The sequence below is a fragment of the Streptomyces sp. CB01635 genome (genome assembly GCF_002803065.1).
Classification (GTDB): Bacteria; Actinomycetota; Actinomycetes; order Streptomycetales; family Streptomycetaceae; genus Streptomyces.
Genome location: NZ_NNBL01000024.1, coordinates 81,381 through 98,756 on the forward strand (window position 1 = coordinate 81,381; position 17,376 = coordinate 98,756).

Below are 17,376 nucleotides of genomic sequence, written 5' to 3' on the forward strand. Positions count from 1 at the left end.
CCGTGTTCGGAGAGCCGTGCGGGCTGCTGGGCCGGGGGCGCGCGCGGGCTCAGGCGGCGCGGCTCCACGCCACCAGCCGAGGCACGCACCGCTCGGCGAACTCCTCATAATCGGCTGGGGTGTTGTAGACGTGCGCGGAGAGCCTGATATAGCCGACCCCGTCGAAGGACGTGAACGCGGTCTCCGCGCCGAGTTCCTGTGCGGCCCGGTCACGCAGCACATCACTCGCGAACCGGTCGGGGCCGAGCTCGTCGGGCAGTCTTACCAGGCGTAGCGCCGGCGCGGGTGTGCCAACCGCCGGCACGGCGTCCTGTCCGATGTGCTGGGCGAACGCGTCCGCGACGGTGTGCTGCCCGTAGTCGGCGAGCGCGCTCAGATAACCGCGGACCGTCTCCCACCCCCACGTCCGCTCGACGAAGGACAGCGCGGCCGGGGCCGCGAGCCAGGCGGAGGTGTCCTGGGTCCCGGTGTGATCGAAGCGTTCCGGGAAAGGCAGTTGGGTGCCCCAGGAGTCGATCAGCGGGTACAGGGCCGCGCGCAGTGGACCGCGCGCGACGAGGGCGGAGGTGCCGCGCGGGGTGCAGGCGAACTTGTGCAGATTGCCGGTCCAGAAGTCGCAGGCGAGACCGTCCAGCGGCTCGGCCAGCATGCCGGGGGCGTGCGCGCCGTCCACCAGGAACGGGATGCCGCGCCGTCGGGCGAGCCGTGCGATCCGCTCGACCGGCAGCAGTCGGCCGGTCGACGACGTGATCTGGTCGAGGAGGATCAGCGCGGTGTGATCGCCGACCTGTTCGGCCACGGCCGTAAACGCCTCGTCCGCGTCGGCCGCGAGAGGGATGTGCGCGGTCCGCACCCGCCCGCCGCCGCGCAGGGCCCTACGCTGCGCGGCCATGGTGACCGCGCCGTATCCGTGATCGGTGACCAGAATCTCGGCCTCGGGCGGCAGGGTGAGCGAGGCCAGGACGGTGCTGACTCCGGCGCTCGCGTTCGGTACGAGGGCCAGATCGTCGGCGTCCACACGCAAGAACGCGGCGAGTTCGGCGCGGGCCGTGGAGATCCGCCGCGGCTGAGCCGGGAACCATACCACCGGCGCCCGCTCGGCCCGCTCCCGCAGCCGGTCCTGCTCACGCTGTGCCGCCACCGGCACCGCACCGAACGAACCGTGGTTGAGATGCAGCAACTCCGGGTCGAGCGACCAGGCATCCGCGGCGGGTCGGCCGTTGGGCAGGGACAAGGGTTTCGGCGGGGCGACGGCCAGGCCCGTACTCATGCGACTCCTAGGAGGAACTACCCAAGACGTATGATGACATGCAGCATCCTGGCATGTGCATCGCTGCGATTAAAGTGCTCCTTCCCCGAGTTTTCAGGGAAGGTGGCTGATGACAGGAGCGCGAGTTGATCTCAGTCTCCTGAAGACATCAGATGACTTGCTAGGGTCTCATCAGTCGAAGCACGCATGACGGAGCACGGGCCGTGGGCCGTGGGGCACGGCACGGATCGGGGGAGCGGGATATGTCCGCAGTGGAGAAGGCCTTTCACGGCCTACGGCACATGATCGCCGACGGGCGGCTGACAGCCGGTGCGCGCATGCCGCCCGAGGCGGACCTGTGCGCCGAACTCGGAGTCTCCCGCGGGCCGTTGCGGGAGGCCGTGCGGATGCTCGCCGCGCTGCGCGTGGTCGAACCGCGCCACGGCTCGGGCACCTACGTCTCGGCACTGCGGCCCGAGGACATCATCGGCAGCCTCTCCCTCACCGTGGACCTGCTGCCGCTGCCCGGCCTGCTCGAGGTCTACGAGCTGCGCCGGGTCCTGGAGGCGCACGCCGCCTCGCAGGCCGCCGCGCGAGTGGGCGCCGAAGCGTTGGAGCGCATGCATGCCCACCTCGCGGCAATGGAGGCCACCGATGATCCGGCGGAAGTCTCCGACCTGGACCACCGGTTCCACTCGGAGGTCGCGCGCGTCGCGGGCAACCCCGCGCTGGATTCACTGCTCACCGTGTTCCGTACCCGCTCGCGCCGCCACCAGATCTTCACGTTGCCCGAGGGCCCGGACATCAAGCGGGTCAGCGACGCGGGCCACCGCGAGATCGTCGGAGCGATCAGTCGCCACGACCCGGTGGCGGCCGCGTCGGCCGCCGCGGCGCACATCGCGCATTCGGAGAAGTGGCTGCGCCATCTTCTGGACCAGGAGCGACAGGCCTGACCGGAGGCTCGTTCCCGGCAGGCTTGACGACCTGGGTACGGCTACCGGGATTCATTCGCAGTGCTCCGGTCTTCAGGCCAGGGGTGAAGCGAATCTTGTGGGGGCGGCGCGGAGCGTCGCCGTATCGTTCCAGCGGGGCTGGATACGGCTGATCCGCCCCGGGACTGTCAGTGTGCGGTGTTAGCGTCCGGATCATGCAGCTTCGGTACGGCTTCAGGTTGTATCCGAACGCCGTCCAGCAGTCCGCGTTGGCCAGGGCGTTCGGGTGCGCCCGTGTCGTGTCAACGACGCGGTCCGCGCCCGCGAGGACGCGCGTAAGGCTGCCCAGCCGTTCCCGACTGTCGGTGAACTGTCGCGGAAGCTGATCACCGAGGCCAAGCAGACCGCTTCGCGGTCCTGGCTGGGTGAGGTGTCCGCGGTGGTGCTCCAGCAGTCCCTGCGGGACGCCGAGAAGGCGTACCGCAACTTCGTCGCCTCGCTCAAGGGCACCCGTGAGGGTGCCAGGATCGGCCCGCCCCGCTTCAAGTCCCGCAAGGATGCCCGGCAGTCGATCCGGTTCACCGCGAACGCCCGCTGGAGCATCACCGACAGCGGCCGTCTGAACCTGCCGAAGATCGGGGCGGTGAAGGTGAAGTGGTCCCGCACCCTGCCCACCACTCCCTGTACTACTTCCGAAACTCAGTCACCAGGTCTCACCTGGTGGTTCACATTGCGGCTTCGTACTCGTTGATCAGCCCACCGAGAACGGGTATCCGGCGGGTCCGCCCCGCCCGGACCGGGAACGGGATCACGTTTGGGTCGTCGTCGGGGGCGCGCAGGCTCAGTCCGGCGCCTTGATGGCTGCGCCCGCCGTTGTAGTGAGCGACGTAGTGGTCAAGGACCGTGCGCAGGTGCCGCTCGCCGCCGATGAGCATCCGGTCGGTGCACTCGGCGCGGACGGTGCGCACGAACCGCTCGGCGATCGCGTTCATCCGCGGCGCCTGGGGAGCCGTGAGCAGCACGCCGATCCGGCTCGCGGCGAGTACGGCGTCGAAGGCCTCGGTGAACTTGGCGTCACGGTCCCGGATCAGACGACGGAACCGGTGACGGGTCTGCTCGGGATCGGTGGTGAAGTTCCGGGCCGGCTGCGTGGCCCAGGCGCTCGTCGGGTGCCGGGTTACGCCCAGCAGGTGGACCCGGCGGGCGCGGTGCTCGATGACGAACGCCACGTACAGCCGAGTCAGGAAGGGCGCGCGGTCCACGTGGAAGAAGTCCATCGCCAGGATCGACTCGGCGTGGGCCTGAAGAAACGTGCGCCACTGGTCGTCGCGTGTGGTCGGCGGCGGGATACGGCGGCCGCGCAGGATTCTTCGGATCGTGCCCGCCCCGAGGCGATGCCCCAGGCGGCGCAGCTCGCCCTGGATCCGGACCACGCCCCAGGTCCGGTTCTCGGTGGCGAGCCGGACGATCAGCTGTACGAGTTCGTCGTCGAGCGGTGGACGTCCCGGTGACCGAGGCTGGGTCCACTTCTTGACGACCATGCGGCGGTGCCATCGCAGCAGCGTTCTTGGGGTACGATCCGGTGCAGCCGTAACGGTTTCGGCAGCATTCTGGACAACGCCGCGAACACAGCCCGGTCGGTCCATTCGAGCCGCGGCTTCGGGCTGGCACGCCGCAGGACCGTGACCTCTTGGCGCAGTACCAGTATCTCGGCGTTCTTCGACGCCGACGATCTGGCCAGCAGCACCAGCCAGGACAGCCCCGCGAGGGCGAACCGGTAGATCAGCCGAATCAGCATGGTCCCCCATCATCACAGCTCCGGGCCCGTGGCCGAGTTTCGGGAGTACTACAGGGCGCCAACCGGCAAGGGGTCACCTCAGGTGACCCCTTGCGACCAGGCATGAGCCCACACCCCGGCGACCGTCCCCTCGAGGCGGGCGCCGGGTCCGGCTTTACGGGATACGCTGCGGCCGCACTCCTTCCAGCGTGGGCGTGACGGGGCGCATCAGCCCGTCCGCCCCGAACGTCACCTTGTCGATGGTCGTCTCACGGCGCGTGCCGTCACCGTCGGGGATCGCGAAGCGGTGGTAGGCGATGTACCAGTCGTCGGTCCCGGGTACCTGGAGCAGGGAGTTGTGCCCGGTGCCGAGGATCCCCTGGGCCGGGTCCTTCTCCAAGACCACACCGCGGTAGATGAACGGCCCGTTCGGGGAGTCGGAAGTGGCGTATCCCACGCGGTAGTTCTCGCTTCCGGTGTCGTCGATCGAGTATGTCAGGTGGTACACGTCCCCCCGCCGGACGACGAATGTGCCCTCGCGGAAATCCTCAAGTCCCTTGATCTGCTGCATCTTTGACGAGTCGAAGGACACCATGTCGTCATTGAGCGGGACCACCCACGCCGAACCGTTACCCCAGTACAGATACGCTTGCCCGTCCTCGTCAGTGAAGGCGGCCGGGTCGATGGCCTGCCCGGCGCCGTCCGGGTTGGCCGCGATCAGGACCTTGCCGGAGTCCGTGAACGGCCCGGTGGGTGAGTCGGAGGTCGCGACACCGATCTTCGCCTCGGCACAGTAGTAGAAGAAGTACTTCCCGTCCTTCTCGGCGATGGTGGGCGCCCAGGCGCGCGCATCCGCCCAGCCCACATCCTTCCCGAGATCCAGGATGACGCCCTCGTCCTTCCAGTCGACAAGGTTCTGCGACGACCAGACGCTGAAGGTAGTGCCGCTCCAGCCGGCGAACCCGTCGGTGGTCGCGTAGATGTAGTACGTCCCGCCGAACGCGACGATGTTGGGATCGGCATAGAGCCCCGGCAGCACCGGCGTACGCATCTCCACCGCGGATACCTTCCACGCGCGCTGCGCGCCCGCCGCCGAGGTGACGGTGTACGTCACCAGCTTGCGCAGATCCATCCGCTTCCCGTTCGCCGGGCTGATCCGCGCACCGGGCGCGAGCGTGAACTTGGGCCTCAGCCTCCGCCGGTCAGTCCCCGGCATGACCGGCAGAACGACGGTGGCGCCCTCCCCCTCGATGACGGCGGGAACCTTGAGCTCCTTCACCTCCACGCCGCGGACGCGGGTCGCGTTGGCGGGCAGCGCGGCGATCTCGTCGTCCGACAGGGCCCGGTTGTACAGCCGGACGTCCCGCAGCCGCCCCTTGAGGGTGTGGTCGGAGGTGTACTGCGATCGGCCGAGGTAGTTGGCCGTGGTGCGACCGCCGCCGATGTCCGAGGGCATGAGGGTGATCGCGGTGTTGCGCGCGACGACAACGCCGTCGAGGTACAGCAGAGCGGTGTCCCCGTCGACGGTGTACGTGACGTTGGTCCAACGCCCGTGCCCCAGGCCGCTGTTGGCGTTCGTCTCCTGTTCCTTGCTCCAGTTGCCGTCGGACAGGGCGGCCCGGAACCCGCTGCTGGTGCTGCCGCCGGTCGCGAAGAGATAGCCGTTGCCGTAGCCGGTGGCGGAGGCGGTGTTCCCGAACCCGTAGAGGAAGTAGGGCGTCGCCTGATCGCTGTCCACCCACACATCGGCGGCCACGGTGACGGCGTCCACCCCGGACAGCATGTTGTCGGGCAGCTTGATGTGCCCGCTCGCGCCGCCGAGTACGAGAGCCCCCTCGGCCCAGCTGATGTCCCCGGTGGCGGTGCCGTGACAGCCGTGCCCGGAGGTGTCGTCGGCGCTGGTGTCCAGCGGCCAGTGGGCGACGAGCCCGTCCGCGTCGGCCAGGACAGGGGCGACGCCCCACTTGGCGTTGACCCGGTCGAACTCGTCCTTCGTCACCGGCAGCACGGTGCCGTGCCGAGGGGCCGAGGGCAGCCGGTACTCGGCCGACTTGGTCCACACCCCGCCGGCCAGGTCCGTCGACTCGAAGGGCATGTAGCCGCTCGCGGTGTAGTCATCGACGAACAGGTACCACTTCTCCTCCGTGTTGGACTTGAAGACGAGCGGCCCCTCGCCCTGCGTCATGGCCCCGCTGCCGATGCACTCGGACACCGTGTCCCAGTCCGTGTCGAGCAGATCGGTCGCTTTCTCCTCCAGGATGAACTTCCCGCACGAGGACTGCTCCGCCGACCGCTCGTCCTTCGTGAACCGGTAGTACGTCCCGTCGTGCGCGATCACCGTCGAGTCGATCACCGAGTACCCGGGGTCGTTCCACACCTTGGCCTCGCTGAACGTCACGAAGTCCGTGGTCGTCGCGTACAGCATCCGGTTGTAGGTGTCCCCGGTGTGCTCCGTGTCGTCATCGGCGTACAGCTTCGACGCCCAGAAGACGACGTACGCACCGACCTCCTCACTCCAATAGGCCTCGGGCGCCCAGGTGTTGCCCGCCGTCGCCGGAGACACCTGCACCAAACGCTCCTGGGACCAGTTCACCAGGTCCGTCGACTCCCACACCATGATCGACCGGGAGCCGTGCCGCTGGACGTAGTCCCAGCCGGCCCCGCCGTAGATCTTCAGGTCGGTGGCGATGAGAAAGAACGTGTCCCCTTCGGGCGACCGGATGACGAAGGGATCGCGTACGCCCTTGTCGCCGAGGGCGGAGGTCAGCACGGGCTCACCGCCGTTCAACTCCCGCCAGTGAAGCGGGTCGTTGCCGCGGCTGAGCGCGAAACGGATCTGCTCGCCGTCGGCGGTGCCCTCACCGGTGAAGTAGACGAAGAGGTAGCCCTCGTAGGCGGCGGCGCTCTTGTCCCCCGCACGGGCGGGGGCCGGGGCGGCAAGCGTCGCGGCCCCCAGAGTGAGAGCTCCGGCGACGAGAAGGTGCCGCCGCGACAGGTTGGCAGCGGGCAGACGGGATGTTCCGTTACGGGGCATACGTACTGGTCCTCGGGGTGCGGGGGGAGCCCGTGGGGGCAGAGCTCGTGGGGGTGGCGGTGGTGTCGGCGTTGGCCAGTGAAGAAGCCCTCAGGGGCCCGGTCAAGGTCCCGGACACGGATTGGTCCGAAAACTCGAAGGCTGATCGATATACCGAACGGCAAACAGTGGAATGTCATCGATAAGGGACGGCTTCCGGTGGGTCTACGGGGTCAGCCAGCCCCGGGTCATCTCCATGATCTCCTCGCCGTTCAGCCCGAGTTGGCGCCCCTCTGACACGAGTGCCCGCACCTTCCCTGCGAGCCGGACCAACCCCCGGTCCCGTCCCCCGGCGAGCAGCCCTACGCCAAGCCGCCCGCGCGTCATGAGCAACGAGCGGTTCTCAACGGTCCCCCTTGCACGAGACCTTGACGGCAGAAGGGCTGGATGTGACGATTCCGGCGCTGCGATGTTTGCGTAAACATTGGCAGCGGCCGGGCCTGCCGCAATGCCCGGCCCACGCCTGTCCCAGCGTGTGTATGCGCGTTTCCCGCGCCCAACCCGGCGATGCGGCACCGCTGTTCACCGAGTCGCTCTCTCCTGAAGGGGAATATCCGTGCGCATGGCCCGAACCCGTCGTATCTCCTCCGCCGTGGCTGTCGCGGCGGCCGCTCTCGGCGTCGCCGCTCTCTCCGCCGGACCCGCCACCGCGGCCCCGCGAGCGGACACCACCCAGTTCAAGGGCGTCAACTGGGCCGACCCCCGGGACAACTTCGCCGACGACGAGCTCCAGCTCTCCGGCTTGTTGACCACCGACAGCTACCGCGAGACGTACAGCAAGGCGAAGCGGATCATCTCGGCTTTCCGCGCCAACCTCGGGGCCAACACCGTCCGGCTTCCCATCAACCCGTACACGGTGAAAGGCAGTTACTGGGACTCCTACCAGGGGGTCATCGACGCGGCCTCCGACCAGGGCTTCAAGGTGATCGTTTCCTACTGGGAGGGAACGGGCGAGCGCAAGGACGGCCTGATCGACGACACCACCACCTACTGGCCCATGTGGACCAGAGTCGTCGACACGTACAAGAACGACTCGCGGGTCTACTTCGAGCCCATGAACGAGCCGCACGGCTACACTGAGACCGAGTGGGCCGACCTGGCCGCGAAGTGGCTGGACACCTACTCCTCCGTCCCGCGCGACCGGGTCTTCGTCAGCGGCGCCGGCTACAACGACCACGTCACCTCCGTCTGCGCCGACCCGCGCCTGGCCGGCACCTATCTGTCGCTGCACCACTATGGTTTCTGGAAGTCGTACGCCACCTACGACCAGTGGGTCGCCGACCTCAAGGAACGCATCGGCGACTGCGCCGGCCGGACGGTCGCGGACGAGTTCGGCTCCCCGATGACCACCGGCCTCGACTACAACGTGCCGACCCCGGACGGCAACTTCGTCAACTACCTCCAGGCCGTCACCGACACCTTCCGCGAGCTGAAGATGGGCTCCGTCTACTGGCCCGGCCTGCGCAGCGACGACACGTACTCGCTGCAGACCCTGACCGGCACCGAGGACCGCCCCTGGCTGGCCACCACCAATCAGTCGGGTGCGGACAGGCTCGCCTGGGCGTGGGGGCGCGGCGAGGCGGTCGGGGGCTGAGGGTCGCGTGCGAGCGGGGCGGGCCTCGTCGGCCCGCCCCGCTCCCCGCGCCGCCCCAGACGGTGGAGGCGGCGACTTGGATGCCGAGGGTGGCGAGTTCGCCGTGCACCCTGCGGTAGCCCTGCGCTTGCCGGAAACCTCATCCATCGAGGTCAGGCGGCGTGGTGGTACTCGTGGAGGATGCCGCCCAGGCGATCGCGTCTTCGTATGTCGAGGCGATTGAGCTCCTCCGGATCGGCGACCGTCACGGGCAGGGGACGTAGCGGGCGGGCGTTCGCAAGGCCCTGATGAGGACGATGGGAGTTGTAGGACTGTTCGAACTCGCGCAAGGCGTGGAGCAGATGCCGCTGATTTCAGATCAACGTGCGGTCCAGCAGCTCGCGCCGGCAGGTCTGCACCCACCTCTCCATGACCGAGTTCATCCGCGGCATCCGGACGCCGCTGAGGACGCCGGAACTTGCCGTCCCGGTCTCGGATCAGGAACTTGGCCTTGAATCTGGCGTCTTCGAGGTCCATGACCAGGTTCTTTGCGGCCTGCGTCACCTAGAGAGCGGTTGGGTGCGCAGTCGCGCCCAGGATCCGGATCCGTCGGGTGCTGTGCTCGATCACCGCGAACACGTACATCCGCGCCCCGGACAGGGTGACCGTCTCGAAGAAGTCGTACGCCAGCACGGCCTCGGCCTGGGAGCGCAGGAAGTCTGCCCAGGTACTGGAGTTCCGTTCGGGCGCTGGGTTGATCCCGGGCTCCTTGAGGATCTCCCATACGGTGGAGGCAGCCACCTTCACGCCGAGGGTTAGCAGTTCGCCGTGGAGGCGCCGGCATCTGGACCACCGCCGGCCGCCTGAAGGGCGTGCGGTGCCCAACGGTCGGCGCCAAGGCCTTACCTCGTCCGGTCGCACCGGTGCCGAGGCCTTCGATGCCTTCCGGACAGGACCGCCCGACTCAGCGCCCCGCGGCGCTCGACGCCCCGAACGCGGCAAGTGTGAAACCGTCCCGCAGCGATCCCATGCGGATCGACTCGGCGATCTCCGAGGGACTCCACCAGCGCGCGGCGGCGACCTCGCCGTCGCACGCTGCGTCGGGGCGCAGCGGGGCGTCGCTCGGAACCTGGACCTCGACCACGGCCACCTCGCTCTCCAACAGGCCGGAGTCCACGTCCAGGTATGCGACGACGGCTGCCGTCGAGGCAGCCAATCCGGCCTCCTCGTGCAGTTCACGCAGGGCGTCCGACACCGGGTCGCTCTCGCCGAAGCCCCGCGGCAGTTCCCAGGCCCACCGGCCGATCGTCGGCCGCCACTGCCGGACCAGCAGGATGTCGTCACCGCGGCGGGCCAGCACCACCACTCCCGTCCGACCGCCGCCGATGCGGACTCGGTGCAGGACGGTCTCCACGCCGGAGGAAGACCGGTAGGTATCGAGGTGGACCTCGCACCATCGGCCGCCGTCGGAGTCGACGTAGGCCCTCCGGGACTGTGCACGAGGTGTCTCGGCGTCCACGGGAAACCTCCGGTGTTGATAAGGGGCACGTATCAGGGACAAGTATCAGGGACACATACCCGGGAGACGTAACGGAGCTACAGGGCTGACACTTGGGAGCCCAGCCATCTAAGACGGCCATGAGGCTGCCCCCGCAGGTCAAGGCAGCTCTATCACGTCGTACCGCCCGCGGAACGAGCTCAGGTGGTTCACCCCGGCCGTGACCGCCGCCACGAGCATGGGGGCCAGTGCGCCGCCCGCGCCGGCGGCGAACGCCCCGGGCGTCCCGCCGCCCAGAACCCCGGTCGCCGCGCTCATCCCGCCGCCCGCCACGACCTGCGCGGTGACGCCGCTCGCCTGCCGGACGAGCTGCTGCAGCCGTGTCACTGAGACCTCGTCCTCGCCGCCTGATGCCGGCTCCTTCGTACGGGCCGCAAGCAGGTCCCCCACGTCCTGCAGCGCGGTCAGGTCCCGGTGTTGCCACCAGCTGGTGAGGGCGTCGGCCACGTCGTCCGTGTAGCGCTGCCACGCTGCGGCCGTCATCAGACCGAGCCGCAGCTCGAACCGGGTCGGAAAGAGCACGACGCGAGTCGACGCGGGCAGCACTGCGGCCTCGCGCCGCCGGAGACCGCGCCGGGGCGATGCGAGGCCAAGTGCGCAGCCCTCACTCACCGCGATGGCCCGGTAGTACGTCTCGTCGAAGGACTCCCGCAGCAACTGTGCGTCCGCGCGTTCCGCTCCGTCTCCCGAATACAGGAGGGGGTCGAGGCTCTCGTACAGGAGGCTGCGATTGGGCAGGCCGTTCCTGTCGTACTCCCCGCCGATCCATGAGGCCAGCGCTGCCCTCCCCGAGTCGCTGGCCAGCGCCTCCGGACGCGGCGGGGGACACAGGGCGTACGCGGCGGGGTAGTCGGCTGGCACCAAGGAGCTGACTTGCAGGAGTCCGCGCTCGGCTGCTTCCAGCCAGTCCCGCCATCGGGCGACCGTGCGTCGCCGCAGCGGCGCGTCGAGCACGCCCGTCGCCGCCAGTAACCGGTCCGCCGCGCCGGCCGGCCCCTCCGCCATGAGGAGTTCGGCTGCTGCCCGGTGGTCCGCTCGCGCGCTCAACTCCTGCTGGAGGCGCAGACACTGATCGTCCGGAACCGGAAGAGAAGAGAAGACGAAACCTGTCGAAAGCATCGCGATCAACTGACCTGCCAGGTCCGCGCCGCGGGCGTTCACCCGCAGTGGTAGCGCCGCACCCCCGTCGATCGCGCGGATCGTCAGTTCGTCCAGGAGCTCGGCGGGCCGCAGACCGGCAAAGACGGCGCCGTCGAGGAGTTGTGGGTACACGAGGAACAGCGAGCCGCCTTGAATGACCTCCCAGCGCAGCCGCCCGAGCAGCTCCGCGCGCTCCAGCGCCGTCGGCCGCTCCAGTGGCACTCCGGTTCCGGCGGCCTGGGAACTCAGCCTGGCGCGCTGCCGTACGCTGTCCCATTCCGTGCTCAGAACGGTAGTCATGTGCTCCAAACCCCCTGTGCTGTCGTTCAGTTGAAGGCCATGGCGACCAATGCCACGGTGTTCTCCCCGTTCCCCACCGGTGCGTTGTGCGGCACATCCGCCGGATTCAGCGCTGTCCGCCCTGACCGATGAGCGCGTCACCACCACGCGCATGGCAGGGACCTTAAGGCAATCGGCCGCTTCCCTGTAGACGGGGTTCGGTGCGAGATCGGTACAGGACGGCAGTGATCGGCCACAGCCAGGAAGCGTCCGGCGCAGCTCTGGCGTCGAGCTTGTCGAGGATGCGCGGTGCAACCTGGCTCGTTCGCGCTCACTCGGTCCGACCTGGCATCGGGTGACCGCGCCGCGACTCTGCGCCTGCCGAAAACTCTATCCGTGCTGTTCAAGCGGCATGCTGGTATTCGTGGAGGACTCCGCCGAGGCGGTCTCTTTGTCGTACGTCGAGGTGGGAGATCTGTGCAGGGGTGAGCGGTTCGGGGACAGCGCGTAAGGGTGCTGCCTGATGCATCGCTTGGTGGGGACGGTGGAGGTTGTAGTGGAGTTCGAACTGGCGGAGCGTGTGGCGCAGATGTTGTTCGTTCCAGATGAGGTGTGGTCAAGTAGTTCGTGGCGGCAGGTTTGGACCCAGCGTTCCATGATCGCGTTCATGTGCGGTATTCGTACGCCGGTTCGCACGACCTGAATGCCGGCGTCAGCCAGGATCTGTCGAAGAGGGCGGGGTACTTTGCGTCCCGGTCTCGGATCAGGTAGGTGAGGGTGGCGTTGGCGTCCGTCAGGTCCATGGCCAGGTTCCGGGCCGTCTGGGTCACCCAGGCCGTGGTGGGGTGGGCAGTGGTGCCGAGGATGCGGCGCGTGGCGTGTTCGATGACGGCGAGGATGTACTGGCGCTGCATCCACGGGTGCCGTCAACGTTCCTGTATCGGCGCTCACAGCAGGACTGGTGTCACAGACCCGCGGGCGGGCCTGGCTCAGGTGGAGACAGGAGTGCGGGACAGGGCGGTGCGCAGCGCGAAGGTGCCGAGCAGGCCGCCTGCCGTGAACCGCTGGACGGTCATGGCGCGGGGCCGGGCTGCCAGAAAACCCGACACCCGTGCTGCGCCCAGCATGATCAGAGCGTTCACGGAGATCCCCACGATGATCTGCACACCACCGAGCTGGAGCAGTTGCCCCCAGGCCGGACCTGCCTGCGGGTCCAGGAACTGGGGCAGCAGGGCGGCATACATAAGAGCGATCTTGGGGTTAAGTAGGTTGGTCAGCAGCCCCATCGAGAACAGGCGGGCGTCGGAGACCGGAGGCAGGTCCTGGGCCGGGGCGAAGGGCGAGCGGCCGCCGGGCTTGAGCATGCCCCAGGCGAGGTAGGCCAGGTAAACGGCCCCGGCAAGCTTGACCACCGTGAACGCCACCGGTACGGCGGCGAACAGCGCGGACAGGCCCGCAGCCGCGGCCAGCAGGTAGCACACGAATCCCACGGCGGTCCCACCGAGGCTAACCAGGCCCGCCCTGCGGCCTTGGGTGATCGCGCGGGAGGCGAGGTGGATCATGTTCGGTCCCGGAGTCAGGGCCATGCCCAGTTCGACCAGGGCCACTCCTCCGACTGCGGTCAGAGTGATCACCGGTCAACCTCCTGGTTGTTCGTCGGGTACCCGATACGGATTGGGGTCACCTGGCTGCAACGGACGGCAACAACGCATCTGCGGCGCCTGCCTCGCCTGCTGCAGAATACGGCCTTGCCGCTCGGCATCTTTCATGCACCCGCGACCCCTTTCCTAGCCCGCCGACGACAGCCGACAGCCCCGTCTCAGTTCTCCCTACGTGGTTCGCGAGAACTGGCCGATCAGCGGGAGCGCGTGCCATAGCTGTGCCACTTCATGCGGTCAACCACGGGCAATGGCGGCTCGGCGCAGTCGAGATGCGCCGTTCACCTGGGCTGCCACTACAGCCGGAGTGACCTGGGCGCTTCCGCTCCGGATCATGGCCGCCCTTACAACGCAGTCATCCTCCCATCGCGCGATTGTGGGCCCTCCGCCGGCACTGTACGTTCCCGCGAACGGATCGGTTCGGCTCAGAAACGACGTCTGCGGGCGGGTACGTCAACTACAACATGGCAGCCGAGGCATTCGTGATCTTCTCCGGCAAGGTCTTCCGACACCCGCGCCACCAAGCCGAAGGACGCCGGGAAGCACAGGTCTACGGACGCTCCATCGGAAACCCTGAGCCGCAGCTGGACTGGCCGGACTGATCAGCCACCTCTCTCAGAACGAGCTACACCCATTGGCGTTCGGATGCGGCCCGGAGCTCGCTCAGTCGCGGACTTGCACATGGGCGGCGGCCCAGGAGGTGTGGTCGTACGAGCCGTCGCTGTTGGCGTCTCGCACCACAAGACGCAACAGCTGTACGCCCGTTACGTCCACATCGACCGGGCGCGGGCCACCCGCCGCCGTGAGCGGGCCGCTGTCGAACAGCCTGGTGCCGTCGCCCCACACCTCGGCGACGACCCCTCCCCGGGCGTTCTGCAGCGCCGAGAAGTCGTCGATGCCGACGACCGAGGTGAAGCGGGCGGCGTTGGCGCCGAGGAAGTAGACGATCTCCGAGGGGGCATGGACGCCCAGGCCCTTGGCGTACGTCGTGCCGTCGAAGGCGATCGGAGTCCCGTCGCCGGCCGGCTTCTTGCCGTTGCTGGTGTCGAGCTCGACCGGGCCCCAGCCGTTGGTGGCCGAGAGCCAGGTCAGATCGCTCAGGTAGGCGTCCTGGGCCGGTGCGGGCGGAGGAGTGGCCACCGGACGGGCGGACGCGTAGCGGACCGTGTCGCGGCCGTACCGGGCCGTACCTTCGGCGCGCAGCGCCCAGGTGCCGGCGGAGGTGAGGCCGGCGGGCGTGGTCACTTCCCAACGGGTTTCCAGCGCCGAACCGGGCGTGAGGCGGCGGGCGTCGCGCGCCGTCAGGGGGCGCAGCCGCCAGCCCTCCGGTGCGCCGAGGCGCACGGCGGCGTTGGTCCATGCCCGGCCGGAGGCGTTGCCCAGGGTTGCTGTGACCGTGAACTTCTGCCCGGGGAAGACGAGTTCCGGCGCCTCGACGCGTACGCCGAAGCGCTCGCGCTCGTACGTGTCCGCCCACGACGCCCTCAGCAGTGTGGTCAGTTCCCTCACCACCTTCGGGTGAGCGGCGGCCAGGTCGGTGGTCTCGCCCGGGTCGGCGGCCAGGTTGTACAGCTCGAACTGCCACTGATCGTCCGGGGCTTCACGATCACGGCCCGGGGCGAAGCGGATGCCCTTCCAGTCGTCGCGGCGGACCGCCTCGGCCAGTTTGAGGATTCGGCCCTTGTCGACTGCGTTGGCCCGAGAGGTCGAGCCGGGGTCGTTGCGGTACCAGTAGAGGTGTCCGTGCAGCGGGGCGCTGCGCGGACGGGCGGTGAGCAGCGAGGCGGCGGACAGGCCGTCGATATCGCGTGGTGCGGGGGCGCCGCCGAGGTCGGCGAAGGTGGGAAGCAGGTCGATCAGCGGGGTCGGCCGGTCGGTGGTGTCCGGGCTGATGGTGCCGGGCTGCCAGGCGATCAGCGGAACCCGCACTCCGCCCTCGAAGAGGTTGCGCTTGTAGCCCGTGAGCGGGCCGTTGGCGTCGAAGAGGTCGGGGTTGACGCCGCCCTCCTCGTGCGGGCCGTTGTCGCTCGCGGCCAGGACCAGCGTGTCCTTGTCGATGCCGAGCGCGCGCAGGGTGTCCACGACCGAGCCGACGAGGGTGTCGAGCCGGGTGACCTGGGCGGCGTGGCCCTTGTTCGCGGCATTCCACGGCTGGTTGTCGTACTCGCTCACGTCCGGGATGTCGCTGGGCCCGTGCGGCACGTTCGGCGTGAGGTACAGGAGGAACGGCTCGTGTGCGTGCTCGGTGATGAACGCGTTGGCGCGTTCCTGGATCAGATCGATCGCGTACGTGCCCTTCTTGCCGTCGGTGTTCTCGGGGAACTGGACCCGCTCGCCGTTGTGCCAGAGGTACGTCGGGAAGTACTCATGGGCGTGACCGTGCGTGATGTACCCGTAGAACTCCTCGAAACCACGGGAGTTGGGATGACTCGGCTGGTCGGCCTCCTCAGGACCGTAACCCCACTTGCCGATGCACGCGGTGCGGTAGCCGCGTGCCTGCAGTACTTCGGCGAAGGTCGTGTCGCCGTCACCGATCGGGTCCTGCGGGCCGTCGAAGGGGTTCTCGCGCACGGGCGCATGGCCGCCGTGGAGGCCGGTCAGCAACGAGGCACGGGACGGTGCGCACACGGCGGCTGCCGAGTAGGCCTGGGTGAAGCGCAGGCCCTCGGCTGCGAGTGCGTCGAGCCGGGGCGTGTGGATGAGCTGCTGTCCGTACGCGCCGAGGTCGCCGTAGCCGAGATCGTCGGCCAGGACCACCACGATGTTCGGCCGACGCGGGCGCGCGCGACCGTCTGCCGACGCGGGGGCGGACGGCAGTGCACTCAGACCGAGTGCGGCGGCTGATCCGGCAAGAAACTGACGGCGACTTGACACCAGGGACTCCTTCGGACGGCTATGTCGAAGATCCTGGGGGAAGTGTGGAGGGCAAGGCCATTGCGAGAGCATGAAGACCTCATGGCGTCACCGAGTGTGGCCAGTGGGGGCACCCAGGCCTGCTGCGCCGCACCCCGTGGGCGGTTGGCCTGGCCTCTTCGGCCGGCACGTGCGGGCATGGCGCCGCTTCATCAGATCGCGGTGCCATCGCAGCATGGTGTCGGGTCGTACCAGTAGCCGTAACCGGCGTAGGACCTGACGGGGTAGCGGCACTAGCAGAGCGGCAAGCAACGCCGGGTCCTGCGGTGCGAGTCTCACCCGGTCCGTACCGAGCTGCCGCTCAAGGACGGTGAGCTGGTGGCGCAGAGCGAGAATCTCCGCGTCCTTGTCGCGGTCGCTCATCGGCAGCAACCGCAGTGCGCCGAACAGGTTGGTGACGCTCAGGGAGGTGAGACGAAGCAACACGAGTGCTCATGCTGCCGTATCACCGCACAGACCCTGAGCTGCACGGACGGCATTCTCGGCAGGCGCAGGGTACGAGGTCAACCAACCGTTGGCATGAACGCCTTGGCGTGTGCGAGATGGGCTTCCAGGAGCTGGGCCGCCTCCTCGCCTTTCGCCTGACGGAGCAGCTCCACGATCGCCCGGTGCTGTTCGACCTGTGCGGGCAGATCGTCGCTGGTGCGGTCTGTGGTGGCCACCGCCAGCTTGATCTCCGACATGAGATCGCGGGCCGTCGCTGTCAGGCGAGGGCTGCCCAGGAGCCCGACGATCGCCACGTGCACGGCGAGATGCGCCTCCGTGACGACGCTGGCAGCGGCCGACGAGGCGACGGCTTCTTCGAAGTCGCGCTGGACCGCGATGAGCGTCATGAGGTCGGTGCGAGTTGCCTGCACCACCGAGCGCGCCGCCGCCGTCTCCAGGACGCGCCGAGCCTTGAAGATGTCCTCGATCTCCTCCTCGGTGAGCTGCCGTACCTCGACCCCGCGATTCGGCCGTCGTACCAACAGGCCCTCGCTGGTGAGGATTTGCAGGGCCTCGCGCACGGTGCTGCGCGAGACACCGAGGCTCTCGGCGACATTGCTCTCGCGCAGCGAGGTGCCCCCCGTGAGGGTGCCCCGGTACATCTCCTCGCGCAGTGCGTGAGCCACGCGGTCCACGGTGCTGGAGCGATCGATCTCTATGGGTCCTAGGGCCATGGCGCACTTCCTCAGAGTCTTGGTCGGACAGCCGGACGATCTGGGACGACAGCCTACTGGCCAA

Annotated in this window: 12 protein-coding genes and 3 pseudogenes; 4 read left to right on the forward strand and 11 right to left on the reverse strand. The window is 68.5% G+C overall.

The window, feature by feature from the left end; all coding sequences use genetic code 11:
- Window positions 1–49: 49 nt before the first annotated feature.
- On the reverse strand, window positions 50–1,270 hold the full coding sequence (locus CG723_RS36575) for an aminotransferase class V-fold PLP-dependent enzyme (protein WP_100597841.1): 1,221 nt from the start codon (window positions 1,268–1,270) through the stop codon (window positions 50–52).
- Window positions 1,271–1,512: 242 nt separating this feature from the next.
- Between CG723_RS36575 and CG723_RS36580 the strand changes: the two genes are divergently transcribed.
- Complete coding sequence (locus tag CG723_RS36580; protein ID WP_100597842.1) at window positions 1,513–2,202, forward strand: FadR/GntR family transcriptional regulator; 690 nt, start codon at window positions 1,513–1,515, stop codon at window positions 2,200–2,202.
- A 194-nt stretch (window positions 2,203–2,396) separates the two neighbouring features.
- A pseudogene (locus CG723_RS36585) lies at window positions 2,397–2,875 on the forward strand (RNA-guided endonuclease InsQ/TnpB family protein); the annotation flags it as partial.
- A 31-nt stretch (window positions 2,876–2,906) separates the two neighbouring features.
- On the opposite strand, the gene CG723_RS36590 reads toward CG723_RS36585, so the two are convergent.
- The 3 genes from CG723_RS36590 to CG723_RS36595 form a co-directional block, all read right to left on the reverse strand.
- Entirely contained in the window at window positions 2,907–3,722 is an 816-nt protein-coding gene (locus CG723_RS36590; RefSeq protein WP_234374708.1) for an integrase core domain-containing protein, read from the reverse strand.
- On the reverse strand, window positions 3,650–3,979 hold the full coding sequence (locus CG723_RS48185; RefSeq protein WP_234374709.1) for a hypothetical protein: 330 nt from the start codon (window positions 3,977–3,979) through the stop codon (window positions 3,650–3,652). The genes CG723_RS36590 and CG723_RS48185 overlap by 73 nt, the downstream gene beginning before the upstream one ends.
- Window positions 3,980–4,133: 154 nt before the next feature.
- Window positions 4,134–6,992 (reverse strand): family 43 glycosylhydrolase, encoded by a 2,859-nt coding sequence (locus CG723_RS36595; protein WP_100597843.1) that lies wholly within the window; start codon window positions 6,990–6,992, stop codon window positions 4,134–4,136.
- Window positions 6,993–7,593: 601 nt separating this feature from the next.
- Between CG723_RS36595 and CG723_RS36600 the strand changes: the two genes are divergently transcribed.
- Window positions 7,594–8,625 (forward strand): glycoside hydrolase family 5 protein, encoded by a 1,032-nt coding sequence (locus CG723_RS36600; protein ID WP_100597844.1) that lies wholly within the window; start codon window positions 7,594–7,596, stop codon window positions 8,623–8,625.
- A 152-nt stretch (window positions 8,626–8,777) separates the two neighbouring features.
- On the opposite strand, the pseudogene CG723_RS48190 reads toward CG723_RS36600, so the two are convergent.
- The 5 genes and pseudogenes from CG723_RS48190 to CG723_RS36625 all read right to left on the reverse strand — a co-directional run bounded on the left by CG723_RS48190 (window position 8,778) and on the right by CG723_RS36625 (window position 13,215).
- A pseudogene (locus CG723_RS48190) lies at window positions 8,778–9,606 on the reverse strand (integrase core domain-containing protein).
- On the reverse strand, window positions 9,569–10,123 hold the full coding sequence (locus tag CG723_RS36610; RefSeq protein WP_159032622.1) for an NUDIX hydrolase: 555 nt from the start codon (window positions 10,121–10,123) through the stop codon (window positions 9,569–9,571). The pseudogene CG723_RS48190 and the gene CG723_RS36610 overlap by 38 nt, the downstream one beginning before the upstream one ends.
- A gap of 138 nt (window positions 10,124–10,261) precedes the next feature.
- Window positions 10,262–11,602 carry a hypothetical protein gene (locus CG723_RS36615; protein ID WP_100597846.1) on the reverse strand — a complete coding sequence of 447 codons (1,341 nt, stop codon included), beginning with the start codon at window positions 11,600–11,602 and terminating at the stop codon, window positions 10,262–10,264.
- Window positions 11,603–11,984: 382 nt separating this feature from the next.
- Window positions 11,985–12,489: pseudogene (locus tag CG723_RS36620) on the reverse strand (integrase core domain-containing protein); the annotation flags it as partial.
- Between the two features lie 81 nt (window positions 12,490–12,570).
- Window positions 12,571–13,215: a LysE family translocator gene (locus CG723_RS36625; RefSeq protein WP_100597847.1), complete on the reverse strand. Its 645-nt coding sequence runs from the start codon at window positions 13,213–13,215 to the stop codon at window positions 12,571–12,573.
- A gap of 488 nt (window positions 13,216–13,703) precedes the next feature.
- On the opposite strand from CG723_RS36625, the gene CG723_RS46555 reads away from it, so the two are divergent.
- Window positions 13,704–13,841 (forward strand): hypothetical protein, encoded by a 138-nt coding sequence (locus CG723_RS46555; protein ID WP_159032623.1) that lies wholly within the window; start codon window positions 13,704–13,706, stop codon window positions 13,839–13,841.
- A gap of 61 nt (window positions 13,842–13,902) precedes the next feature.
- Here CG723_RS46555 and CG723_RS36630 read toward each other — a convergent pair whose 3' ends face one another.
- Both CG723_RS36630 and CG723_RS36640 read right to left on the reverse strand, forming a co-directional pair.
- On the reverse strand, window positions 13,903–16,113 hold the full coding sequence (locus CG723_RS36630; RefSeq protein WP_100597848.1) for a sulfatase-like hydrolase/transferase: 2,211 nt from the start codon (window positions 16,111–16,113) through the stop codon (window positions 13,903–13,905).
- A gap of 542 nt (window positions 16,114–16,655) precedes the next feature.
- Window positions 16,656–17,312 (reverse strand): GntR family transcriptional regulator, encoded by a 657-nt coding sequence (locus tag CG723_RS36640; protein WP_100597850.1) that lies wholly within the window; start codon window positions 17,310–17,312, stop codon window positions 16,656–16,658.
- Window positions 17,313–17,376: the final 64 nt, after the last annotated feature.

What these genes read in the sequence shown, in the direction of transcription:
- CG723_RS46555 (WP_159032623.1), top strand. Translation starts at nt 13,704, where the DNA reads ATGGCAGCCGAGGCATTCGTGATCTTCTCCGGCAAGGTCTTCCGACAC.
- CG723_RS36600 (WP_100597844.1), top strand. Translation starts at nt 7,594, where the DNA reads ATGGCCCGAACCCGTCGTATCTCCTCCGCCGTGGCTGTCGCGGCGGCC.
- CG723_RS36575 (WP_100597841.1), bottom strand. Translation starts at nt 1,270, where the DNA reads ATGAGTACGGGCCTGGCCGTCGCCCCGCCGAAACCCTTGTCCCTGCCC.
- CG723_RS36615 (WP_100597846.1), bottom strand. Translation starts at nt 11,602, where the DNA reads ATGACTACCGTTCTGAGCACGGAATGGGACAGCGTACGGCAGCGCGCC.
- CG723_RS36590 (WP_234374708.1), bottom strand. Translation starts at nt 3,722, where the DNA reads ATGGTCGTCAAGAAGTGGACCCAGCCTCGGTCACCGGGACGTCCACCG.
- CG723_RS36640 (WP_100597850.1), bottom strand. Translation starts at nt 17,312, where the DNA reads ATGGCCCTAGGACCCATAGAGATCGATCGCTCCAGCACCGTGGACCGC.
- CG723_RS48185 (WP_234374709.1), bottom strand. Translation starts at nt 3,979, where the DNA reads ATGCTGATTCGGCTGATCTACCGGTTCGCCCTCGCGGGGCTGTCCTGG.
- CG723_RS36580 (WP_100597842.1), top strand. Translation starts at nt 1,513, where the DNA reads ATGTCCGCAGTGGAGAAGGCCTTTCACGGCCTACGGCACATGATCGCC.
- CG723_RS36595 (WP_100597843.1), bottom strand. Translation starts at nt 6,992, where the DNA reads ATGCCCCGTAACGGAACATCCCGTCTGCCCGCTGCCAACCTGTCGCGG.